At 38.6% G+C, this 24,026-nt stretch carries 18 protein-coding genes and 3 pseudogenes; 10 read left to right on the plus strand and 11 right to left on the minus strand.

The features are described 5' to 3' along the window. Positions 1-15: 15 nt before the first annotated feature. A complete protein-coding gene (phnG, locus tag OMHG_RS04515; protein WP_010648701.1) occupies positions 16-438 on the minus strand; it encodes a phosphonate C-P lyase system protein PhnG in 423 nt (140 codons plus the stop codon). A gap of 145 nt (positions 439-583) precedes the next feature. Then, positions 584-1,273: a GntR family transcriptional regulator gene (locus tag OMHG_RS04520; RefSeq protein WP_010648702.1), complete on the minus strand. Its 690-nt coding sequence runs from the start codon at positions 1,271-1,273 to the stop codon at positions 584-586. 309 nt (positions 1,274-1,582) lie between these two features. On the opposite strand from OMHG_RS04520, the gene OMHG_RS18735 reads away from it, so the two are divergent. Beyond that, complete coding sequence (locus OMHG_RS18735; protein WP_010648703.1) at positions 1,583-1,750, plus strand: hypothetical protein; 168 nt, start codon at positions 1,583-1,585, stop codon at positions 1,748-1,750. 103 nt (positions 1,751-1,853) lie between these two features. On the opposite strand, the gene OMHG_RS04525 is transcribed toward OMHG_RS18735, so the two are convergent. Next, the gene (locus OMHG_RS04525) at positions 1,854-2,903 is read right to left on the minus strand and encodes an NAD(P)/FAD-dependent oxidoreductase (RefSeq protein WP_010648704.1); all 1,050 of its coding nucleotides are present in this window, start codon (positions 2,901-2,903) and stop codon (positions 1,854-1,856) included. Positions 2,904-3,074: 171 nt separating this feature from the next. Here OMHG_RS04525 and OMHG_RS04530 point away from each other — a divergent pair, with 171 nt between their 5' ends. Then, a complete protein-coding gene (locus OMHG_RS04530; RefSeq protein ID WP_010648705.1) occupies positions 3,075-3,860 on the plus strand; it encodes an ABC transporter ATP-binding protein in 786 nt (261 codons plus the stop codon). Between the two features lie 12 nt (positions 3,861-3,872). Further along, a pseudogene (locus OMHG_RS04535) lies at positions 3,873-4,238 on the plus strand (ABC transporter substrate-binding protein); the annotation flags it as partial. Positions 4,239-4,471: 233 nt separating this feature from the next. On the opposite strand, the gene OMHG_RS04545 reads toward OMHG_RS04535, so the two are convergent. From OMHG_RS04545 to OMHG_RS04570, 6 genes are all read right to left on the minus strand, one after another. Further along, positions 4,472-5,743 (minus strand): MFS transporter, encoded by a 1,272-nt coding sequence (locus OMHG_RS04545; RefSeq protein ID WP_081498487.1) that lies wholly within the window; start codon positions 5,741-5,743, stop codon positions 4,472-4,474. Between the two features lie 206 nt (positions 5,744-5,949). Next, positions 5,950-7,215 (minus strand): cupin domain-containing protein, encoded by a 1,266-nt coding sequence (locus tag OMHG_RS17475; protein ID WP_010648710.1) that lies wholly within the window; start codon positions 7,213-7,215, stop codon positions 5,950-5,952. Then, on the minus strand, positions 7,193-8,431 hold the full coding sequence (locus OMHG_RS04555; protein WP_010648711.1) for an arginase family protein: 1,239 nt from the start codon (positions 8,429-8,431) through the stop codon (positions 7,193-7,195). Before OMHG_RS04555 ends, OMHG_RS17475 begins: the two co-directional genes overlap by 23 nt. After that, a complete protein-coding gene (locus tag OMHG_RS04560) occupies positions 8,424-9,620 on the minus strand; it encodes a hypothetical protein (RefSeq protein WP_010648712.1) in 1,197 nt (398 codons plus the stop codon). Before OMHG_RS04560 ends, OMHG_RS04555 begins: the two co-directional genes overlap by 8 nt. Before the next feature lie 382 nt (positions 9,621-10,002). Continuing rightward, entirely contained in the window at positions 10,003-10,812 is an 810-nt protein-coding gene (locus OMHG_RS04565; protein ID WP_010648713.1) for a class I SAM-dependent methyltransferase, read from the minus strand. An 82-nt stretch (positions 10,813-10,894) separates the two neighbouring features. Continuing rightward, positions 10,895-11,728, minus strand: coding sequence for a class I SAM-dependent methyltransferase (locus OMHG_RS04570; protein WP_010648714.1), 834 nt, complete (start codon positions 11,726-11,728; stop codon positions 10,895-10,897). Between the two features lie 449 nt (positions 11,729-12,177). Between OMHG_RS04570 and OMHG_RS04575 the strand changes: the two genes are divergently transcribed. The 6 genes and pseudogenes from OMHG_RS04575 (at position 12,178) to OMHG_RS04600 (ending at position 20,161) form a co-directional block, all read left to right on the plus strand. Further along, the gene (locus tag OMHG_RS04575) at positions 12,178-13,008 is read left to right on the plus strand and encodes a tyrosine-type recombinase/integrase (protein ID WP_010648715.1); all 831 of its coding nucleotides are present in this window, start codon (positions 12,178-12,180) and stop codon (positions 13,006-13,008) included. 40 nt (positions 13,009-13,048) lie between these two features. Then, positions 13,049-16,000, plus strand: a complete 2,952-nt coding sequence (locus tag OMHG_RS04580; RefSeq protein ID WP_010648716.1) for a Tn3 family transposase — start codon at positions 13,049-13,051, stop codon at positions 15,998-16,000. A 95-nt stretch (positions 16,001-16,095) separates the two neighbouring features. Beyond that, a pseudogene (locus OMHG_RS04585) lies at positions 16,096-16,659 on the plus strand (ABC transporter substrate-binding protein); the annotation flags it as partial. A 40-nt stretch (positions 16,660-16,699) separates the two neighbouring features. After that, positions 16,700-17,704 carry a FecCD family ABC transporter permease gene (locus OMHG_RS04590; protein ID WP_010648719.1) on the plus strand — a complete coding sequence of 335 codons (1,005 nt, stop codon included), beginning with the start codon at positions 16,700-16,702 and terminating at the stop codon, positions 17,702-17,704. Further along, positions 17,701-18,707 (plus strand): annotated as a pseudogene (locus OMHG_RS04595) (FecCD family ABC transporter permease). Before OMHG_RS04590 ends, OMHG_RS04595 begins: the two are co-directional and overlap by 4 nt. Positions 18,708-19,441: 734 nt before the next feature. Next, a complete protein-coding gene (locus OMHG_RS04600; RefSeq protein ID WP_010648725.1) occupies positions 19,442-20,161 on the plus strand; it encodes a YebC/PmpR family DNA-binding transcriptional regulator in 720 nt (239 codons plus the stop codon). Positions 20,162-20,541: 380 nt separating this feature from the next. Here OMHG_RS04600 and OMHG_RS04605 read toward each other — a convergent pair whose 3' ends face one another. Then, positions 20,542-21,093: a hypothetical protein gene (locus OMHG_RS04605; protein ID WP_010648727.1), complete on the minus strand. Its 552-nt coding sequence runs from the start codon at positions 21,091-21,093 to the stop codon at positions 20,542-20,544. A 269-nt stretch (positions 21,094-21,362) separates the two neighbouring features. On the opposite strand from OMHG_RS04605, the gene OMHG_RS04610 reads away from it, so the two are divergent. After that, positions 21,363-22,169: a YitT family protein gene (locus tag OMHG_RS04610; RefSeq protein WP_010648730.1), complete on the plus strand. Its 807-nt coding sequence runs from the start codon at positions 21,363-21,365 to the stop codon at positions 22,167-22,169. Between the two features lie 91 nt (positions 22,170-22,260). On the opposite strand, the gene OMHG_RS04615 is transcribed toward OMHG_RS04610, so the two are convergent. Beyond that, complete coding sequence (locus OMHG_RS04615; RefSeq protein WP_010648732.1) at positions 22,261-23,706, minus strand: DEAD/DEAH box helicase; 1,446 nt, start codon at positions 23,704-23,706, stop codon at positions 22,261-22,263. Positions 23,707-24,026: the final 320 nt, after the last annotated feature.

A 24,026-nucleotide genomic window follows, 5' to 3' on the forward strand; every position in this document is an offset into this window, starting at 1 on the left:
CTCCCTCATCATCTGTTATATATCCATCGTCTCGAAGTTGACCTTCGTTTCAAACAGTTCCCCTTGCTCTTTTGCCTTCTTCCTTTTTATCTGCCGTTCTGCTTCCTTCAGTAAGGAATCCCATTCCGATGTTTCCGGCAGATTAGCTTTATAGGCAGCATCAATAATTGCCAGGTGTTTGGCCAAATCATCCTGCATTCCTGTCACAATACCGATACCTATGCAGCGATTGATTTCAACCTTTGCTTCCGTTATCAGAACTTCTCCAATATAGAATAGTGCGTTTTTGGCCGTTTCCCGCATTTTAATCATGGTCAGCCCATAATGCGGTGCAATGATTTCCTGGCATTCATAGCGATTCATGATTTCTTCAGCCAAATTTCCGGCAAGCTCCGGGTCCCCTTGGATAAGGATTTCAGTTCTTCTTCGTCTCTTCATTATTCGATGCCTCCTCCTTCACAGCTCCATCGTAACTTGTCGCCAAGTTGATGTGTTTTAAGTTATGGTAAAGTATTTGTAAATCTAATGACTTCAGAATATGAAAAAAGGTAAGGAGCCCTTAGGTTCCTTACCTTTACAATAGCTAGTCCATTGTGATGTCGTATTTGAACTTATCACTCCGGTATAGAATTTTTGTGTATTCCAATATTTTCTCCGATTGAGAATCGATGCATTCGCTCTCCACAACAATCAGCGGCACCATACTCTTACAGGAAAGCAATTGCTGCTCACGGATTGTGGGAAAGGTAATGCTCAATAGGGTCTTGCCGCTTGAAAACTCCCGATAGCCAAGCTTACGATAATAGGCAAACATGGACTTTATTTTCGGACCATCCCCTTTGATCATTGGAAAATTTGATTCATTGATAAACGAATTATGGATTGCAATAGGTTCTTCATTTATATAACGCATTCTTGAGATTTGATAGACTGCATCATCTTGGCCAGCAGCTAATGCCCGGTAAATTTTCTCGTCATAGCCAATCTTTTCACAATAGATATTATGTGTAGTCAGGTTGTACCCCAGCTGTTTCATCTTATCTGTAAAGCTAATTTTCCCTGTTAAATGCAATTGGATTGGAATTGACTTTTGCTTTATGTAACGGCCTTTCCCCTGTTTGGAGAAGATATATCCCCGCTCTTCCAGTTTGATTAGTGCATTTCGCACCGTCATTCTCGGAACCTGGTATTGCTCGGAAAGTTCATTTTCTGAGGGAAGCTTTGAACCTGATTTTAAATTTCCTGCCACAATGCTATGCAGTAGTTCATCCACGATTATAGTTTCTTTTTCTGCTGAGATAAGAATCTACTCCCTTATTCGTTTTCATTTATTACCTAATATAATTCACTTCCATCTGCTATATTATATCATCCCATCTATTAGTTTATCAGTCTGTTTTATCATTGCAAAATAGTGGACTGACGCTTTTAAACAGGAGGTCGCTTGCGTATTTCTCTTTACCTGCCAGACTAGCAGCTTTTAACCTGTTTGATGTTTGTTTAAATATTATTACTTCCGCTTCATATTAAATTAATACTGATATCTTATACTGAAATGGAATCCAAATTAAGAGAGGTGATAATGTTGAAACTGAAGAAATTATCATTGGCCCTAATGATTGCCATCCTCTCAGCAGGTATGCTGGCTGGATGTGGAGATGAAGAGGAGAATCCCGAGGAGCCAGCAACGGAAGATCCAGCTGAGCAAGAGGATACTGAAGAAACAGATGATGTAGAGGAAGAAGAATAAACATAAGACGAAAAAAAGGGGTAATCCCTTAAACCAGAAATGGCTGTCCCAAAGTCGATTCAAGACTTAAGGACAGCCATCTATTTAAAGTTGTCTATTTCGTTTAATTGACCAGCTGTCTTACAATCGCTTTATTGCGCTCTTTGAATAGCTCATTATGCGATGACACCATAGCCGATTTCTCAGCATTGGGCTCAATAAATTGCTTCGCCCTATTCACTGCATTGGCAGCATCCTGGAATGCCCCGGCAATCAGATGAAGCTTGCCTTCATGGTGTAAGATATCCCCTGCTGCATATAAACCAGGAATGGAAGATTCACCCTTTGGATTACCTGCGATAAAATAGCCATCAACCATTTCAATATCCAATGGGCTATTCTCCATCAGAGATGCATCCCGTTCATAGCCATGATTGATGATGACTTCATCAATCGGAATGGAAAGCACTTCATTTGTATGATGGTTTGTCAGCTCCACATGCTCAATCATATCCTTGTTCGAATGGGATATCAATTTGGTAATGGAGCAGTTAAAGTAACAAACGGCATTGCTGTCCATTAAACGGCTGGCCGGTGCTTCATGCCCTGGCAGGACGTCCTTCCGGTAGGTTAGATAGACATTCTTTGCAATGTCCACCAATTCATTCGCCCAATCAATGGCTGAATTCCCCCCGCCTGAAATAATGACTGTTTTATCTTTAAAACGCTGCAGTGATTTCACGGTATAATTTAGATTGGAGACCTCAAATCTTTCCGCTCCTTCAATCGACAGTCTTTGCGGATTTAAAATCCCTCCGCCAACAGCCATAATCACGGTTTTCGAGAAATGCACATCCCCTGACTCTGCCTGCAAAATGAAGATATCCTCCTCATTCTTTTGGATAGACACGATTTTCTCATTCAATACGACCGTTGGATTGAATGTCAGGCCCTGTTCCGTTATTTGATCAATCAGTTTAGCAGCTGGTGTTGGCGTCAACCCACCAATGTCCCAAATCATTTTCTCAGGATATACATGGACCTTACCGCCCAAAACTGGTTGAAATTCAATAATTTTGGTTTTCATTTCCCTTAGGCCACTATAAAAGGCTGAATAGAGCCCCGCTGGCCCTCCTCCAATTACCGTCACATCAAATAATTCATCCTGTTTCACTTCATTCTCCCCTTTAAAAACGAGCCGATTGATTATCATTCTCAATTATAGCCGATAAGTGAAGTGTTTTCAATCTAATTTATGTGTTGACAAAATAAAAAATGCACTTTATAGTTTTAATCATGGTATTGAGAATCATTATCAATTATACAATCGAAATGAGGGGCAAGTATGTTTCGTCTGCAGACGGAGAACATCAGCATCAGTTACGGAGAGAGTCTCATTGTTAAAGACCTTAGCATTGAGATACCCGATAAAAAAATAACTACGATCATTGGCGCAAATGGTTGTGGAAAATCGACACTTTTGAAAGCGATAACGAGAATTATTTCGCATCAAGCAGGATCGGTAGTTTTAGATGGAGAGGATATCTCCAAGCAAAACACGAAGCTGCTTGCACAAAAAATGGCAATCCTGCCCCAATCGCAGGAAGGCTCCAATGGCCTGACTGTCGGCGAACTTGTATCATACGGCCGCTTTCCTTATCAGAGCGGATTTGGACGTTTAAATAAGAAAGACTATGACATTATCAATTGGGCTCTGGAAGTTACCGGTACAGCAGCATTTAAGTACCGGCCAGTGGAATCCCTGTCAGGCGGGCAGCGGCAGCGTGCCTGGATTGCCATGGCACTTGCCCAGGAGACGGAGATCATATTTCTGGATGAGCCTACCACATACTTAGACATGGCACATCAGCTCGAGGTTCTCGAACTCCTGCAGAAGCTTAACGAGGAGCAGGGACGGACAATTGTCATGGTGCTGCACGACCTTAACCAGGCAGCCCGGTTTGCCGATTTCATTATCGCTATGAAGGATGGGGAAATCATTCAATCAGGTGACAGCGAATCCGTCCTGACACGGGATGTACTGAAGCAAGTATTTCAGATCGATGCCGAAATCGGCAGAGACCCGAGAACAAATAAGCCAATGTGCATAACGTACAATCTCATAAAATAGGAGCGTAAAAAAATGAAAAAATTATTCATTCCATTCGTACTATTAGCATTCCTTTTAATGGCCTGCAGCAATGATACAGCAGATGATTCTTCAGAAGGCAGCGACACTTCATCAGATGGCAGCCCAGAAACGGTTACCTATGAATCTGAAAACGGACCGATAGAAGTCCCTGCCGACCCGCAGCGGGTTGCTGTCCTTGGAACCTTTGCCGGCAATGTCATGGCATTGGATGTTCCTTTGATCGGTGTTGATTCATGGGCAAAATTAAATCCGCAATGGGAAGATGAATTAAGTGACGTTACAGAGGTAACAGACGAAAGCCTGGAAAAGCTTATTGAATTAGAACCCGATTTGATTATCGGACTTTCAAACATCAAGAAGGGGTACCGCCAGCAAAACGCGGAAAACGTACGCTAAGCAAATTTTGACACAAAAATAGCCGTTCTTCCGTACGTTTAGAAGAACCAGCTATTTTTTATTTTACATTTAAAGGGCGTAGCGAATCGACGGTTGTTTGAGTTTTAGATTCAAATCGATATTCCCCAAGGAAGTTAATATGCTCCCATCCCAAAGGAGAGCTGATCTTCCCTGTCTTCCTGACAGGGAGAAATTCAGTTTGAGGAGTTAGTTTTTTCATTATATACCCCTTCACGAGACTCTTCAGATTCACTTTTAATTTTTCTTATTGCTGGTAGTGTCAGCATTATGAAGTTAGTAAGAATGGAAATAATAATAAATATAGTTAATGTATAGTCATATCCAATATTTTCAGCCATCGGCCCTACAGCAATTAATCCAATAGGCATGAGAACATATGAGATTAATGACTCTATGGAATCTATTCTTGAGATTAAGTGTCCAGGGATTTTAATCTGGACGATTGTATCATAAAGTATAGTGGAAGTGATCATACTACCACTCGCAAGCCCAGATACTAACATTATTACCCAAATTGGAGATGGCTGTAGTAAGGCGATAAGTTGTAAAGTAACAAACACTCCTTTTAATAGAAAGCTGAAAAACAGTGGGGTCTTAGGCCTTATATATTGGGATAATAAGGCTCCTAATAAGGCTCCTACAGCTCCCGATGAAGCAATTAATCCCCAATCCGATGCACCATTTAAACTTTCTTCTGCTATTAATGGACCTAGAACATTAAAAGAAGCAACCACCATATTACCTAAAGCAAAAGCTACCGCTGAAGTCCAAAGCCATTTTCTACTAAATTCAGAAATGCCTTCCCGTAAATCCATGAGTGGGCTTGATTTTCCAACTAGCTTATTGGCATTAGGAATTTTTAGGAAAAATAAACATATTGAACTAATAAAGAATGTGACGGCATCTAAGGTAAAAATGAAGCCGTATCCAATAAAAGATGCTAAAAACCCAGCTAATGCTGGACCGAATATAAGTAACCCATTTTTTGAGATACTGACCAAGGAATTTGCCCTCTTTAACCTATCTTTAGTCACAATCTCTGATATTAAACCTATAGAAGCCGGAGATGAGATGGCACTAGCAGCACCAAAAAACGCTGCTGACAAAATGAGATGCCAAATCTCTATATGACCAGAAAAGAAAGCTAAACCAATTAATAAATGGTTAAAACCACTAATAATATCCGTCCAAAATATAACTTGTTTTCTTGAAAAAGTGTCAGACCAAACCCCACCCGCCAAGATGAAAAGTACTCTTGTACCCCAAAGCGCTCCAAGTAGCAAACTCACATCAGTACCGCTTCCGCCTAGATGTAAAACAGCAAAAGTAGCTGCAACTGGGATTAAACTATCTCCTAAAAATGATATCGTTGTACCTAACCAGTAAAGCGTGAATGGTTTACTATCTAATATGAGAAGCCTACGAAATATCTGTCTTAATATAATTCATGCACCCTTTTATTTAAATTTAGTATGGTCTCTTTCTACACCATCTATAATCTAGCCACTAATTATTGGTTAAATTAAAGTAGGTTTTAATTTCTAATATTTAATTGTTATATATTATTGTTATAGACTGGTTACTTCTGGATTCGTTTACTAGTGACAACAAGTTCACTTGTCCATTGCTTGAAAACTTGGTACGTGATGAATCAGCCTTCATTTTTTTCTAATGGAATAATCGCTCTATATTTCATGAACAATTGCGCAAGCTGTTTTGCATTAGAACTACTTAGGTAAGTTGTAAAAACTGATATTAATTCAGAATAACTATAATACTCCGATTGATTAAGTGAATTAATCAAATTTACTACTTCTGTTTTATAATTTAAATTAAGAGTTCTGCCTCTCAAGAATATATTGATTCTATTTTCTCTGGTTTTTGAGTAAATTATAGGGAAGGTTTTAGGCTTCCAAAAAGTTCTTTCTTCAAGATCAGTTACTTTATCAATATCCAAGATTATTGGTGAATGTATTGAAAAACCATTACCCTTTAGAAGAAAGTAATTTGTTTTGATAGCTTCTTTTATTTGTTCATAAATATCGTCGCTTCTATCTAATAATTTCCCAAGTGTATTTTCGACTTGTCTCTCAAAATCATCTTCTTTTACAAAGTAGCTCAATTCATTAGGTTGTTTACCTGCGATACTTTTCATAGCTTCTTTCAATAGACTTTCTTGGTTAGTAGGGAATAAAATAAAACCTAAAAACGCTGAAAAACCGTCATTTCTAAATATATGGAAATCCCCTTTTGGTATAAATAAGCAGTCTCCCGGTTGTAAAGCATAATGAGAGGCATATTCTTTGATATCTTCAATTTCGAATACTCGATCATCACTTCCGGTCATTTCAAGGTATTCTTCTCTCGGCCAAATCCATACATGCTTTTCTTTTGGTCCTAGATGAAAAATTAAAGAATGATCATGATCATCATGTACACCGAATGGTGTATAACCTGAATTAGCCATAAAGGCGTAGGTATCAATCCCGGATAATAATTCACCTACATTTTTTGTAATGGGATTAACTACTTCTTCTGTAATAACAGAGTGTAACCTATCATGCCACCTAGAGACCCCGTTAAATGTAGTTGTGTATTCATTTTTCCCTAAAGTTTTTTGTATCCACTGATCCAAATCCCAATTTGGATCAAATTTAGTATTCCTTAATTCTTCGAGTAGTTGAGGATTTTGGCCACCCTCTACAAATACTCTCATAATTGCTTTTTCAGGATTAGACTCTACATTACTAATTGCTTCTTTTAACATCTTGGTAATTCTTTCTGGATCTTTAATTGTACTGTGTATGAGTGAATAAGCAGAAAAGTTATCAGTAGCTTCCAATAATCGTTCTAACCAAGTTTCACTAAAAAAATTATCCAACACCACATCATTGTTAAGTTTCGTTTCGTTTTTCATGTGAACTATTACCTCCTAAGTTTAATAAAAGTAGGGTTATTAAATTACCAATACAAGAAGCAGCTAGGTTTTTCCCCTTTTCTGGTCCACTAACCTCTACAAAATCAGCTCCAGCAATTTCAAAATGACTTGTAATGTGATTAATAAGTTCATACATTTGATAAAATGTAAGCCCACCCATTACAGGAAAAGACACCTCTGGTGCGATAACGGGGTCAAATACATCTGCATCAATTGAAAGGTATACAGGGATATCTTTCGGGATTTCATCAAAAAGATTGGTAAAAGATAAATCATTTAATTCACGACTAGAAATTACTTTAACTTTACTTGAGCTAGAATCACGTTTTATTACGCCAGGCTCATATTCTCTTATTCCAATTTGGTATAAACTTTCTACTCTAGAATGTTTAACTATTTCACTAAAGACATTTCCTCTAGTTAGCATAAATTTATTTATGATTTTTTCGCTATACCTATCGGTATGGGCATCAAAATGAATAATATTAATCCTTTTATACTTTTTTAAAATGGAATCTATTATAGGCTTAGAAATGGAGTGATCTCCTCCCAAAATTAAAGGTTTAAAGCCTTTGTTTAAAACCTGGTAAGTTGTATAAGCTATCTTATCTTGAGTATCTTTAAATGTTTCTTCTCTATTATTAAAAATAATATTACCAAGATCTTTTGGCAGTACTAAGTAACTCAGGTATTCCTTCTTACGATTCCAATCAAATATGACATGCTCTTTATTTATCTGGCCATCATGAAGCAATTTCTCACTACTAAACATCTTTAAAGTATTCCTAATGGCTGCTGGTCCAGTTGAAGCATCCGTTCCTACGGGGGAATCGAATGCAAATGGGGCTCCCAATACACACCAAGGACTTTCGTGATTATGTTTATTTTCAATATTATTGATATTGGCGGAAAACCCTATAGGGTTCATATCGGGCTTTACCAGGCCATACTTATAATAATTTAGGGTATTATTTTTGATTAACAGATTTTCACTAAATAAGAAATTCAAAATTTTATCATCAATTTGATTAACCTCATTAATGCTTCGAGTAATTCTAAAGAAGTCTAGAATTTTTAAAATTTGCGATGTGGCCATAATTTTTTTATTTGTACCTATTAAAAATAGTTCGACCTTGTCATCCTGTGTTGATATAATTTTAACTGCGGGGTTTAATACATAGGTTGTATCACTCATTCCGCTTTAACTCAATCAAATTATATTTATAAAAAAGTGAGATTAATTTCCAAATAATCTCTTTTGGTAGTTCACTTTCTTTTATTAAGTCTCCAAACTTCAGCTCTATATTTGAATTAATTTTATTTATAAGTAAGAGAAACTCTGATTTTTTCGGTAATTGTATTTTAGTTCCTCTTACAAATACAAATATTTGATTTCCTTTTGACAGTGTGTATGCTTGGAAAGGGACTTTTCTTACAATTTTTATTTTCTCATCAATATCGTCTATATTATCATTAGCGAATGGAGCTTCCCGGAACCCACCTTTACTTATAAGGTTCATAACATTTTCAGTTATTGCTTCTCCAATAGAAAAACGACCTAAATCATAACCTAAACCTTCGGCCTTTAACTCCCCCTTATAAATATGTTCTTCGATGTAATTTTCTACTTTTTTATATTCTATTCCTAGTTCTTTTGCTTTCATTAATATAGATTGCTGCATGTATTCTTTAATATCATATTTAATAAATGCTAGTGCAAATGAGATATTAAAAGAATTATTTACTCCCACATGATAATAATTACGTGCAGGAAGAAAAAACTTTTGCATACAATCTATAGGAAACCTATTACCATATTCTATGAGATTCTCTGGATTTTGTAGAGGGGCATTAGAACCCCTCGATTTTATATAGGTTTCTCTATCCCACAAAATCATTTCTCTTCGATCTGGTCCTAAATTATAATGAAAAGCATCAGAAATATCATCAATATGGGCCCCAAAAGGTGTGTATTTTGAGTTTCCAATAAAATAAGTGGCTTCTAAGTGAACAGGAGTTTTATCTATTTCTGAATTTATATCATGAAATTCACTGGAAAATTTTTGCGCTAATAAATCATTCCATTTTTCTGCTTTATTTATCAAAATTAAGAAATTATGACCTTCAAAAATATTCTCACACCAAGTCTTAATATCCTCGAATCGATCAGGGATATCATTCTTTAATAAACCATGAAGGTCATATCTAGGTGTGCCATCTATGTAAATTCGTACATTTTCTGTAATTAATTCCTCAGAACATGAATTAAACTTCTTAAAGATCTGAACCAATCCACTTTTTAAAAATTCATATTCGTTTTTTTTCGAATCAATGTAACATGGTTCTTTAAAGTCTTTTGATTTATTTCTAATTTTATGGAACACTCTTTTTCCCTCCTTTATTTATTTAATAGTACAAAGTAGAAGAGTGAGGGTCACAATTTTTAGTTAGTTCAATATGATACTTTAATGCAAAACATGATTTACATCACGTGGAAAAATTTCCTGATCGGTTAGTTCTGATACATGGATATCAAGATCCTCAAGTATCAGTTTCTCGTACTTTTAAATTTTTGCTCCATCTTGTTATTTCGCTTTATATAATACCTTAATGTCCAACATGATTTACGTCGCGTGTATAAACTTCCTGGTCGGTTAGTTCCGATACGCGGATGTCAAGGTCTTCCAATGTTAGTTCTTCATTCTTTTTATTTTCCTCCATCTTTATACCCTCCTTCTGGAAAGTTGTGACCCTCACTCTGATACTTTATGGTAAAGTGGTAACTTCGGGGTTAGGCCTATAATCTACTGGTTCAAGAGTAATCCAAGCTGTACTGTTTTGAGTTTGCTTTTCCTTTTCTGTTAGATGATTTAACCTAAACTTTCTTTGTGTCACAAGTTGAATTAAATAATGGTTTTGTTCATCGTTCTGGCTTAATAACCGTGGCGATACTTTCCCCTTATTTAAATCAGCAACCAATTGTTCAAGAGTTAAATATGAACGAAGTTTTGTAGAAGCACTATCTATTAAAATGTGACTAAAATCATTCATTAATGGTAAGAAGCAACGGAAAATATCAATTATATTGTCAGGTCCATGAGCAATATCAGCAAAAAGCATATCAATTTTTTCATCGACTGTAATAATATTATCTTCTGCAAAAGAATAATTTTGTAAATTTATATCTATGTTCTTGAAGTCTAGAAACTGATCTAAGTTTAAAGATTTAAAAGTTTTATAAATGAAGTTCTGATAATAAATAATTGTAGTAGAATCTTTAATAGAAGGAGGATCAATCTCTAATAATTCGCTAATCTCTTGAATAAAAGATACTAACTCTTGAATATCCCTCCCATTATCAATGGTAGTCAAATTCCCTTTGTTATTTTCCATTAAAGCCTGGCATATCCATAACGAAGTGGTTCCTAATCCGGTTCCTAACTCTACTATGTTGGAGAGTTTCTCTCGTTTTATAAGTGTATATAAAAAAAGAGAGAGCGTTTCAGACCCATATACGTGACCCGATATATTGTTGATTTTTAGTAACTTTTCAATATTACTTATGTTAAAGGTCATTGTTCACTCTCCTTAAGAAGGTTTAAATAACGAACATTTTGTGACTTTAAAATTTCAATATTCTTAGAACCGAATCGATTTATCAAACCTTTTCTAAAACTATCGCGATTTCTTCGTTTCCTTTGTTGTACTGCTTTCCGCATACGTCCGAGTATATACCTTTTATTTCAAACCCAACTTGACTAAATTCTTTTATCAAACAATCTTTCTTGAAATATTGTTCCCAAATATTAAATGTCATTGGAAACTGATTTTTAATCAAAATATTCGTTTGTTTGAGAAGCACGTTATCAGGATAGATGACGTCTTGTCTCAAACTCAACTGCGACTCTTTAGGTAAAGCTTCATTCGTATGGACAAAATCCCAAGTTTTCTTCTCATTATAGTCTTGCAAACTCACTTCAGAGGCAACATCTATAATAAAAATCCCTCCTTTTTTTAGGCTTTTATAAACATTATGTACTAGTCTTTTACGATTGTTGGGGCTAAAACTTCCGTAAATGTGGTAGATTAATAAAGCTATGTCGTATTTGTTGGTTTCCTTCAAGTCCAAAATATTTTGAACTCTGTAATTAATACTTAAATTTTCATTATTTGCCACTCCTTTTGCATAACGAATTGAATTTGATGAAATATCAATTCCCGTAACTTTGTATCCTATACGAGCAAGTTTTTGACAATACAAGCCAGGTCCGCAGCCGAGATCAATAACTTCCGGGTACTTAGTTTTAGGAACAATATTCGTAATGAAACTTATGGAGTCTTCCATAAATGAGTTGCTTTTACTGCCTCCTGGAATATTTTCATTCAAGTGTCCATTTAGAATTCTTTCCATTAACAAGGGGTTAGTCCAGTATTCACTTGAACCTTCCTCATAAATTTTAGGGGGTTTTAGCAGTTCGAAAATTTCGTCCATAAAATTACCGCCTTCCACATTTGTATAATTTTGTCCAAAGCATCTGCTCCAATGCCTCCAGTTCCGCTGTAATAACTAACCTTTCTATATCTTGTAGCTGCGTTAAACCCCATAGTTCCTAAGCTACATTTTTTTAGGTGTTAATAATTGATAATTTCGACACCTTTTGTTAATAACCTTTATTTTTGTAAAAAACAGGAAATATTACCCATCTATCTTAAACTTATTTATGAATAGTGAGTTGTACAGTTATTTGTTGAAATTAGCATATCATTGTAAATATGAATAATGTCTGATTCTCATACCAAAGTTAAATTACACAACACAATATTAATTGTGTTGTATTAGCTGGCTTTCTAGGTTATACTTTGGTTGGTTAATGCAACACAATTTATAACAAGTACGTCTATTTCTAATGCAACACAATTATTTTAGTGAGGTTGAGTACTATGAAATTTACTGAGGATTTCACTTTTTACCTGAAGCAAGAAAGAAAAAGTGAAAATACGATTAAAGGTTACCTTTTAAATGTTCAACAATATATTAAATGGTTTGAGGCATCATATGGTTTAGAATGCAATTCGTTATATCGACAGAACGTCTTGGAGTACATTAGCTTTTTAAAAAATATTAAGGTTCAAAATGCAAAAACCATTAACCACAAAATCAGTAGCCTTACAAAGTTCAATGTGTTTCTTATTGATCAGAAGGTACAAGAGGAAAAGGTGATTTATAAAACCGACATGCTTAAGGTTCAAACTGCCTATGCTTCTCCTACAAAAGTTTCCGAGATAGAGGTAAAACAATTCCTACAAAATATTTTGGAAAGCAAAAATAAACGAAACTATGCGATTGCGGTTCTTCTTGCCTATACTGGACTACGAATCTCGGAAGCCCTATCCATAAAGTTAAGAGACCTTAACCTACAAACGGGAGAATGTATCATCAGAAATGGAAAGGGAGAAAAACAACGCGTCACCCTTTTAAATAGTAGAGTTTCTCATGCGGTCGGGGGATACCTCAAAGAAAGAAATCATTCAGCTGTTTCTCAAACATCACCCTACTTATTTATTAGCAAAAAAAGGGAACAGCTTGAGCGCACGGTCGTAAATCGACTCTTTAATATGTATAGCCAAACCATTACACCACATCAACTTCGTCACTTTTTTTGTACAAATGCAATTGAAAAGGGGTTTAGTATTCATGAGGTTGCGAACCAAGCAGGTCATTCAAACGTAAATACGACCCTTTTATATACAAATCCGAACCAAAAAAGTTAAAAAGTAAAATGGAATTGTTATAATCGGAAGGAGTAAATGTATGAGGGGAAAAGAATTACTAACACCTGAACAACGGGAAGAATTATTGCGTCCATCTGACATTACAGAATGGGAACTCGCCACTTTTTACACCTTTTCTAATCATGATTTAGATATTATTAACCGCCATCGTAGGGACCACAATCGTTTGGGTTTTTCAGTTCAATTATGTCTTCTTCGATATCCGGGGTGGTCTTTATCCGATGTAAAAGAAGTATCTCCATTAATTTTATCTTATCTAGCAAAACAGCTAAATCTTGATCCCGAAACATTCTCCCTATATGCCCAACGAGAACCTACTCGACGTGAACATCTTGAAGAAATTAGACAAGAATATGGATATCAAAACTTTTCTTTAAGTGAATACCGTTTCATCACCCGATATTTATTTCAACAGGCCATTGAAAATGGAAATACATTACATCTTATTCGACAAGCAATTGAGGAATTACGTAAGAGAAAAGTCATTTTACCTGGTATGACCACTATCGAACGGATTATCTGGAATGCACGTGATCAAGCGGAAAAATTTATTTTCAAAGTTCTTAACGATGCGCTATCAACGGAACAAAAACAACAATTAGACTCTCTTTTAGAGCCAACAATGGATAATGGAAAGACGCCACTAGCATGGTTAAAGGAAAATCCAGGTACTTCCTCACCTGATACATTTTTAAAAGTAATTAAACGGTTGGAGTGTATTCGCAAACTTGGATTAAAGATCAATACCCATAAAATTCACCCTAATCGTTTCCGCCAATTATCCCGATTAGGCGCTAGATATGAACCTTATGCATTTCGTCGCTTTAAACCGGACAAAAAATACAGTGTTTTAGTTACTTACATATTGGATTTGGGTCAAGACTTAATAGATCAGGCGATTGATATACATGATAAGCAGATTGTTTCCCTTCAGAATAAAGGACGAAAAGCACAGGATGAAATGCAAAAACAGAATGGTAAAACTGTAAATGAAAAGTTAATTCACTTTACTAATCTAGGCTCAGCTCTTATTAAGGCAAAAAAAGAAGGACTTGATCCTTTTGAAACTATAGAAGCAGTTATGTCTTGGGAGAAAGTGATTCAGTCAGTTGAGGAAGCTAAGGACCTATCCCGTCCGTCTAATTACGATTATCTTGATTTGTTGGAACAACGGTTTTTTTATCTGCGAAAATATACACCAATGTTACTCAAGTCCATAGAATTCCGTTCGACTGCAGCAGCCAAACCATTGATGCAGGCGCTTAATACTATACATGAAATGAATGAATCAGGAAAACGAAGAATACCAGAGGGATCACCACTTGGCTTTGTCCCAAAACGGTGGGAGAAACATGTATATGATGAAAATGGAACCATTAACCGACATTATTATGAGATGGCCGCACTAACAGAATTAAAAAACCACATTCGTTCTGGAGATGTTTCAGTTGTTGGTAGCAGGCAACATAGAGACATTGAGGATTATCTTGTTACGAAACAAGAATGGCAAACCGATTGCTCCAAAGAGATTAAACTAGCTACGCCTATCTCTTCTGACACTTATTTGGCTGAAAGAGAAAAATCTTTGAATCAAAGGCTTCATTGGTTATCCAAAAACAGTAATGACTTGGAAGGCATTAACTTGGATAAGGGAAAACTGCATATACAGCGTCTAGAGAAAGATGTTCCTGAAGAAGCAAGAGAATTTAGTTTATCCCTTTACGCTATGCTTCCTCGAGTTAAACTTCCCGATTTATTAATGGAAGTAACTAATTGGACAGGCTTTGATGAGCAATTTATTCATGCTTCAAACGAACGAATCCCAGATAAAGGCGAAAAGAAAATACTATTAGCTACCTTAATGGCCATGGGAACTAATATTGGGTTAACAAAAATGGCTGAAGCAACTCCAGATGTAACTTATCGTCAAATGGCCAATACCTCTCAGTGGAGAATGTACGAAGATGCGATGAATCGTGCTCAAGCGACCCTTGTTAATTTTCATCACAAACGGAACCTTTCATCCTATTGGGGAACTGGAACGACATCATCTTCTGATGGAATGCGTGTACAAGTGGGAGTTTCTTCTTTACATGCAGAAGCTAATCCTCATTATGGAACAGGCAAGGGAGCAACGATTTATCGTTTTACGAGTGATCAATTCACTTCCTTCTATAATAAAGTTATTAATACTAACGCAAGGGATGCCGTTCATGTAATAGATGGATTGCTTCATCATGAATCAGACCTAAGTATCGAAGAACATTATACGGACACGGCTGGATATACTGACCAAATTTTTGGTTTAACCCATTTGTTAGGTTTTCGCTTTGCCCCACGACTTCGAGATATATCAGACTCAAAACTATTTACAATGAATCCACCTAGTGAGTTTCCTAAGCTTCAATCCCTTTTAAAAGGGAAAATTGACCAAAAAGTAATTCGTGAGAATTACGACGATGTATTACGCTTAGCCCATTCTATTCAAGTCGGGAAGGTATCCGGTGCTCTTATTATGGGGAAGCTGGGTTCCTACGCTCGTCAAAATAAGGTTGGTAAAGCATTACGGGAAATGGGAAGAATTGAAAAAACAATTTTCATTATGGATTATATTGCAGATACCTCTATGCGTCGAAGGATTCAAAAGGGACTAAATAAGGGAGAAGCCATGAACGCATTAGCACGAGCTATTTTTTTTGGTAAGCATGGAGAGCTTAGAGAACGGGCTCTTCAAGATCAGCTTCAACGTGCCAGTGCACTAAACATCATCATCAATGCCATTTCCGTGTGGAACACGGTCTATTTGGAGCAAGCCGTAACTATCCTGAGAGAAAAAGGAGAATTAAAGGAGGAACTATTGAACCATATTTCTCCTTTGGGATGGGAGCATATTAACTTCCTTGGGGAATATCGATTTGAATCTAAAACTCAAACAACCGTCGATTCGCTACGCCCTTTAAATGTAAAATAAAAAATAGCTGGTTCTTCTAAACGTACGGAAGAACGGCTATTTTTGTGTCAAATTTTGCTTAGCGTACGTTTTCCGCGTTTTGCTGGCGGTACCCCAAGAACTACGAAAAGTTAAGCCAAATTGCTCCAACCGTTACGTATACCTATGGTTCATTGGACTATTTAGAACAGCATATTGAGATCGGCAAGCTTTTAAACAAAGAAGCAGAAGCAACCGCATGGGTTGAAGATTTTCAACAGCGCGCAAAGGAAATAGGGGATGACATCAAAGCCGAAATCGGACAAGATGCAACCATTTCTGCAATCGAAACCTATGATAAACAGGTTTATGTCTTTGGAGAGAACTGGGGACGCGGCACAGAAATCCTTTATCAGGAAATGGGTTTAAACATGCCGGAAAAAGTAAAAGAAGCAACAACCGAAGCAGGTTATTACGCTCTGTCTCAAGAACTGCTCCCTGAATATGCCGGTGACTATATCGTTTTCAGCCAGTACGACGAAGGGGACAACGCTTTTATGGAAACAGATACCTATCAAAACATACCAGCAGTTGCCAACGATCACGTATTTAAAGTAAATGGCTATGAGTTTAATTTTAACGACCCGCTCACATTGGATTATCAGCTGAATTTTTTCAAAAAATCATTCCTTGGTGAGTAAGCAAGAAGTAACTATTACTGAAAAGAAAAGATGATAATCCATGAAGAAAGAATCGTTTGTACCATTTATAATGAAACTGCTAGTTGTCCTGTTTATCTTCATAGTCATGTTTATCGCTTCCATTGTGTTTGGTGCAGCGGATGTAAGCATGAGGGATGTATGGATGTCACTTGTTTCCAATGCGGAAGGGAGTGACATTTCCATTGTCCGGGAAATCCGCTTACCCCGCGAAGTTGCAGCTGCCTTTGTTGGTGCAGCATTAGCTGTAGCGGGAGCAATTATGCAGGCGATGACCCGAAACCCGCTAGCGGACCCCGGCTTGCTTGGCCTAACTGCAGGAGCGAATGCTGCATTAGCGGTTACAATCGTTTTTATCCCGGCGATCAACTACTTCGGAATCATGATCGCCTGTTTTATCGGAGCGGCTGCCGGAGCACTACTTGTATTTGGGATTGGCACGGCCAAATTCGGGGGACTTTCCCCATTTCGGATTGTCCTGGCGGGTGCAGCTGTCTCTGCCTTTCTTCAAGCCATTGCTGAAGGGATTGGAATCTATTACAAGGTATCCAAGGATGTATCTATGTGGACTGCTGGAGGGCTAATCGGAACAACCTGGCAACAGCTGCAGATTATCGCTCCGTTCATTATTGTAACCATCATCCTTGCAGTAGGGCTTTCAAGACAGCTCACAATTTTAAGTCTGAATGAAGAAGTTGCGGTTGGTCTCGGCCAGAAGACAGCGCTGATTAAGGCCATCCTATTTATCATGATTATTGTGCTTGCAGGTGCTTCGGTGGCCCTGGTTGGGAATATGACTTTTATCGGTTTAATGGTACCGCATATTGTCCGCGCAATCACAGGCACAGACTACCGGTATATCATTCCAATGTCCGCTTTTGCCGGAGGGGCACTAATGCTTTTTGCCGATACATTGGGCCGTACAATCAATGCACCATGGGAAACACCGGTTGCTGCGATCGTATCAATCATGGGGCTGCCTTTCTTCTTGATGATCATCCGTAAAGGAGGGAAAGCATTCACATGATTAATCCGGCCTTACTGAAAAAACAGCGCATTATTTTATGTCTCTTAGCCATTCTAATCATCATTACCATTATTATTGGTATGGGGATTGGCGATGCTTCCATGGCCTATAACCGCATCATTCCGGCATTGTTTGGCCAAGGTTCATTCAAAGAATCGTTTATCCTATTTTCTATCCGATTGCCCCGAATCATCATCACGCTGCTCGTCGGCATGGCGCTTGCACTATCTGGGGCAATTCTGCAGGGAATAACCCGAAACGACCTTGCTGATCCCGGTATAATCGGCATCAATTCTGGAGCCGGTGTGGCAGTTGCTATATTCTTTCTGTTTTATCCCGTGCAGGCAGGATCCTTGATTTATCTGCAGCCAATCGTCGCTTTCACCGGAGCATTTCTGACAGCGTTTCTGATCTATCTGTTTTCTTATGAAAAAATAACGGACTTCGACCGATCCGTCTGGTACTAATCGGGGTTGGATTTTCCATGGCGCTTTCCGGGGTTATGATTGTACTGATCTCCTCACAGGAACGGGAAAAAGTCGATTTCATTGCGAAATGGCTGGCAGGGACTATCGGAGCATCGGACTGGCCGGTTATTATAGCGATTCTGCCGTGGCTGATCGTTCTTATTCCATATGCCCTGTACAAAGCAAATCGGCTAAATATCCTTAGTCTTGGTGAGCATGCAGCAATTGGTGTGGGAATCGCCATTGAAAAGGAACGCATCCTCCTGCTGATTACTGCGGTTGCTCTTGCCTCCTCTGCCGTATCTGTGACAGGCGGAATCGCCTTTGTCGGACTCATGGCACCACATATAGCAAAGGCAATGGTAGGACCGAGGAATCAGCTTTATATCCCTATAGCCATTCTATTAGGCGGCTGGTTATTATTGATTGCCGATACCATCGGCAGAAATCTGGTTGATCCTGACGGGATTCCAGCAGGGATTATCGTTGCATTGATCGGTGCACCATACTTTCTCTACTTATTGATGCGCAAATAATTTATTCGAAAAGCTCCAGCTTCGGCTGCGGGCTTTTTATATTTGATTTGACACTGATCAGGCAAATCGAAAAACGCAATTCACGCCCCTTTATGAAAGGCTCTTTCGTAAGTATTGTTGTTATTTCTAACTTTGTATTTGATGGAAATTGTGACATAACAAGAAATGATTGGTGCTTTATCCCCGCTCCGGAAATACACTGCGCTTTCCCGCTGGAGTCTCCATGTATTTCCTCCGCTATAATTGGGTTTTCTGAATCAAATTACTGATAATTATTAAGCTGATTGATTGGAGCGCAGGGCATTCGACTCCAACGGGAAAAGCAACGGCTGAAGATCCCGCAGGAAGTGGGTTTTTTCCGAGGAAGCCGAAGCGTTGCCCGCGGAAAGCGACTGCCCGGAGCGGAAATCGGCCGAAGCGGTTATCTTATTTATTGAGTTTTATTCTTATTCGATTGTATTAGAATAAATCTATAAATAATTTTAGACGGCTGATAGAAACCAGGGAAGTACAGCAAGAAAAGCAACAGCTGAAGATCCCGCAGGAAGTGGGGTTCTTCCGAGGAAGCTGAAGCGTTGCCCGCGGAAATCGGCAGTTACTAGTACGTTGCAGTTTATATATTTTATGTAAAAACAACAATCTTTGAGAAAACAGCCTTTTTGAAAAAAGACTAGCAATGTCGCCGACAAAGTTTTATAGTTTTATATAGAGTCAATTGAAAGAGAGTGAACATAATGGGTCGTAAATGGAATAATATTAAGGAAAAGAAAGCTTCAAAGGATGCCAATACTAGTCGTATATATGCTAAATTCGGACGGGAAATCTATGTTGCCGCAAAACAGGGGGAACCGGATCCCGAATCAAATGAATCACTAAGAGTTGTGCTTGAACGTGCTAAAACATACAGTGTACCTAAACATATTATTGACCGTGCCATCGAAAAAGCAAAAGGCGGTTCTGAGGAAAACTATGACGAAAACCGCTATGAGGGCTTCGGGCCAAATGGTTCAATGGTCATTGTCGATACTCTGACAAACAATGTGAACCGGACTGCATCTGAGGTACGTGCCGCCTTCGGAAAAAATGGCGGAAACATGGGTGTGAGCGGGTCTGTTGCATATATGTTTGATCATGTTGCAGTATTCGGGCTTGTAGGTAAAACAGAGGATGAAATACTTGAATTGCTTATGGAAGCCGATGTTGAAGTCCGCGATATTTCCGAGGAGGACGGTACAATCATTGTATATACCGAACCCGATCAATTCCAGGCAGCACAGGAAGCCTTTAAAACCATCGGAATCACAGAATTTAAAGTTGCAGAACTGACGATGCTCGCACAAAATGAGCTAACTCTCTCTTCTGACGATCAGGAGCAATTCGAAAAGATGATCGACGCATTGGAAGATTTAGAAGATGTGCAGCAGGTTTACCATAATGTCGAGCTAGCCGAATAATAAGGGGAGGCAGGACATTACTAAAAATCACCAATCTAAAGACGAACGATTATAGAGAAGGAAGCTCTGAAAGTTCATTTTTAGCGGTTGAGTATTAATATATATTCTATAAACTACGAAGTGACTGCTTCGTTGATTTTCGCTCCGGGCAGTCACACACCTTAGGGCGCGGCCTCAGTCTCCTCATGGTAGACCGCCGATCCGGGGTCTTCAGACACGTGCTGTTCCCGCAGGAGTCGACTGCCCTCCACTTCAATCAGGCAGCTTAATAGCTTGTTATGCAAACATCCAAACAGTAAAATTCGAACTGATTTACCTAGTTCGAATTTTACTTTAACTTAAATATGTTGTCCTAGCCTCTTTTTCTATTCCACGCTACGCTAGACATTTTTCCATACTTTCGCATACTTTTTCTGATACTTCGGGTCCTCCTCCAGTTCGATTAAATCGAGTGCCAATTGCTTTATAGAACCATCCGCCTGCACATCGTAAAGGTTTCGCAGTGCCTGAATAATGTCGAAACGTATCAATGTAGTATTTTTTTCATCTTCGCAGTTTTTATACCGCTCGGCTAGATGACCCACGACCATCTCTTTTTGCTCTTCTCCGGCAAGACCAACCTTCCAGATTGTCTGCAATGCATGTCTTGCAGTAACGAATTTATCATCCTTGGTCACCTGCCATAGCTTAGGGAAGTCTGCCAGCATCCGTTTCTCCGGGTCACTTTTCGCCAATCCGGACAGGAACTGGGCATACCTGGAACGCTTATGATTATCAGCCGAAGTCAGTCCTTCAATCAGCTCATCCCACACTTCATAGCTCCAGTCCACTTCATGCTCAATAACCGCAAGAATTTGGTTAAAAGCTTCATATTGGGCTTGCTTATCTGGAGCCTCCAAATTGGCAAAATACATCTGAATGGTACTATCCATTCTATCATTCCTCCTATCCAGTTCTTAATTTATCAATTACTTGTTGTCAGCTATCAAAAATAATACCATAAAAATATTTTTCCGTACTGCCGATCGAGCATAAATCATGCCGCATGTGAGGAAAATTAACATAACCCCAGAAATATTTCGTTCCTAAATAGTATATTTGCTGACATGACTGCTTTTTTCGGGTAAACTATTTTAGTGATATCTTAAAATCCTCTGCATCCATGCATACAACATAATCGTTTAGGAGGTATATCCAGCACATGAAAAATCTCATGGTTATTATAGGCTCATTAATCATCGCTGTTGCTTTTAACTTTTTCCTCGTACCTTTTGAAATTCTAAGCAGTGGCATTAGCGGGATTGCAATCCTGTTTGGTCTAATCACGCCTTTCGATACAGGTATATTGAATTTCGTATTTAACCTGCCCATACTTCTTCTTGGCTATTTCATACTCGGTAAGGATATAACAATCAATACAATGATCTGTGTAGTGACACTTTCTCTCTTTTTATACATACTGCCGGTCGTTATGATCACCGACAATATATTGCTGGCAGCCATTTTCGGCGGGGTAATAAGCGGGATTGGAATCGGAACGGTCATGAAGTATTCCGGTACATCCGGCGGCTTAGACATCATTGCCATCATTATTTCACGGAAAAGCAATGCCAGTGTCGGTCTATTGCTGACAGCTATGAATGGAATCATTGTGGTCATTTCCGGCCTAGTTTTCGGCTGGGATATTGCACTGTATACACTGTTATCCATCTACTTGACAGGCAGAATGATCGACAAGGTCCATACCAACCATATTAAATTGACGATGCAGATTGTGACGACAAAAGGGGATGCCATTCGCGAGGAATTGCTTGAATCAATCTATCGCGGCATAACCATTACAGATGGCTATGGCGGCTATACACAGGAACGTAAGCAGATATTGATGATGGTCGTTACACGATATGAGACATTGCAAATAAAGAATATTGTTCGCTCACATGATAAGAATGCCTTTATTAACATATTTGAAACCGTAGAGGTTGATGGGGAGTTCGCCCGGAATTAGGCGGGGTTGAATTTTGTAATAAATCGCATGATAAAGGTCCTACAGGCAGTATCTATAGAACGCCTGCAGGACTGACAATGTTTGATTCTGTTTACTTATTGGCCTCAAAAACCTTCAACTGTTTGCCCTTCACCTTTGTATCTTTCATTGTTTTCAATACAAGCGGACCTTTACCATTCAATATCTCCACATAGGAAGCGGTATCCTTTATCGTAATGATGCCTATATCATCCGCTGAAACACCATCAATTTTGGCGATAGTACCTACAAAGTCGACAGCTCTCAGCTTCTTTTTCTTGCCGCCATTGAAATAAAGCTTCATGATTTGTTTGTTTAATTGCTCGCCTTTTGACTTTTTAACAATCGGCTCTAGCTGCATTTTCGCTTGAAAGGCCGATCTTTTCCTCGAAACTTCCTCTTTGGCGGGGATAGTTATTTTCTCAATTTCAAAACCGATATATGCCTCAATTTCCTTTAAAAATCGATCTTCAAACGGAGTAACAAAAGTTATTGCCCTTCCCTTCTGCCCAGCCCGTCCGGTTCTTCCCGTACGATGTACATAACTTTCCTTCTCAAGCGGCAGATCATAGTTGATGACATGGGTAATGCTATCAATATCAATGCCCCTGGCAGCTACATCTGTCGCAACCAAATAACGGAATTCCCCTCTTCTGAAACCATTCATAACAGCAAGACGGTCATCCTGTTCCATTCCACCATGAATTTTATCACAGCTATATCCAGACTTCTTTAACTGGTCATTGATGGTATCCACGCGGTCTTTCGTACGACAGAAAATGATACAGCTATCCGGATTCTCGATAATCGATACATCCTTTAGCAGATCAAATTTGTCATTCTCATGTATTTCATAGAGCACATGATTAATCTTCTCTGTGGTAAGGCCTGTTGCCTTGATCTCAATATCAATTGGCGATTTCATATATTGATGGGATAACCGCTTGACCGCCTCAGGCAGGGTTGCCGAAAATAGCATGGTCACACGATTTTCCGGTAATTCTTTAATAATGGCCTCCACTTGCTCAATAAAGCCCATATTCAGCATCTCATCCGCTTCATCAATGATTAGATAGTCTATCTTATCCAATGACAGTGTCCCTCTATCAATATGATCGGTGACGCGTCCTGGCGTCCCAACCACAACATGTGTCTTCTGTTTCAATTCTGTCTTTTGGATGGCAATCGGTTGTTTGCCATATACCGCCGTTGCCTTGATACGTTTATATCTGCCGATGTTTGTAATGTCTTCCTTCACCTGGACAGCAAGTTCCCTTGTCGGTGTCAGAACCAATGCCTGGGGCTTATTTTCCTTCCAGTCCACCAGTTCACAGACGGGAATCCCGTACGATGCCGTCTTACCGCTCCCTGTCTGGGACTTCACAACGAGATCTTTCTTATCCAGAGCAAGCGATAATACCTTGCTTTGAACCTCTGTTGGTGTTTCATACCCTAGATTGGTCAACGCCTTTATGATCTCTTCACTTAAGTTATATTCGTTAAAACTTTGCATACTCATTCTTTAGCCTCTTTTTTAAGTTTTCACTTATTATTTCCATACAGATTCTTTCATTATACAGTTCAACGGAAAGCAATCATACCATTTCTTTTGATATGGCGATTGTTTAAGGGAAAAAAGCGGAATTATCGAGTGGCGCGCGGAATAATCTCCTAAACCGCGGAATTACCGGGCGACGCGCGGAATTATCTCCTAAACCGCGGAATTACCGGGCGAGGCGCGGAATTAATTGCAAAATCGCGGAATTATCGAGCGGCGCGCGGAATTATCTCCAAAACCGCGGAATTATCGAGCGGCGCGCGGAATAAGCTCCAAAATCG

This window comes from Oceanobacillus massiliensis str. N'diop (genome assembly GCF_000285495.1).
GTDB lineage: Bacteria > Bacillota > Bacilli > Bacillales > Amphibacillaceae > Oceanobacillus > Oceanobacillus massiliensis.

Excerpts from the sequence above, each read along its gene's own strand:
- phnG (WP_010648701.1), bottom strand. The coding sequence starts at position 438 with ATGAAGAGACGAAGAAGAACTGAAATCCTTATCCAAGGGGACCCGGAG.
- OMHG_RS18735 (WP_010648703.1), top strand. The coding sequence starts at position 1,583 with ATGTTGAAACTGAAGAAATTATCATTGGCCCTAATGATTGCCATCCTC.
- OMHG_RS04530 (WP_010648705.1), top strand. The coding sequence starts at position 3,075 with ATGTTTCGTCTGCAGACGGAGAACATCAGCATCAGTTACGGAGAGAGT.
- OMHG_RS17475 (WP_010648710.1), bottom strand. The coding sequence starts at position 7,215 with ATGAAAAACGAAACGAAACTTAACAATGATGTGGTGTTGGATAATTTT.
- OMHG_RS04555 (WP_010648711.1), bottom strand. The coding sequence starts at position 8,431 with ATGAGTGATACAACCTATGTATTAAACCCCGCAGTTAAAATTATATCA.
- OMHG_RS04565 (WP_010648713.1), bottom strand. The coding sequence starts at position 10,812 with ATGACCTTTAACATAAGTAATATTGAAAAGTTACTAAAAATCAACAAT.
- OMHG_RS04570 (WP_010648714.1), bottom strand. The coding sequence starts at position 11,728 with ATGGACGAAATTTTCGAACTGCTAAAACCCCCTAAAATTTATGAGGAA.
- OMHG_RS04575 (WP_010648715.1), top strand. The coding sequence starts at position 12,178 with ATGAAATTTACTGAGGATTTCACTTTTTACCTGAAGCAAGAAAGAAAA.
- OMHG_RS04580 (WP_010648716.1), top strand. The coding sequence starts at position 13,049 with ATGAGGGGAAAAGAATTACTAACACCTGAACAACGGGAAGAATTATTG.
- OMHG_RS04590 (WP_010648719.1), top strand. The coding sequence starts at position 16,700 with ATGAAGAAAGAATCGTTTGTACCATTTATAATGAAACTGCTAGTTGTC.
- OMHG_RS04600 (WP_010648725.1), top strand. The coding sequence starts at position 19,442 with ATGGGTCGTAAATGGAATAATATTAAGGAAAAGAAAGCTTCAAAGGAT.
- OMHG_RS04605 (WP_010648727.1), bottom strand. The coding sequence starts at position 21,093 with ATGGATAGTACCATTCAGATGTATTTTGCCAATTTGGAGGCTCCAGAT.
- OMHG_RS04610 (WP_010648730.1), top strand. The coding sequence starts at position 21,363 with ATGAAAAATCTCATGGTTATTATAGGCTCATTAATCATCGCTGTTGCT.
- OMHG_RS04615 (WP_010648732.1), bottom strand. The coding sequence starts at position 23,706 with ATGAGTATGCAAAGTTTTAACGAATATAACTTAAGTGAAGAGATCATA.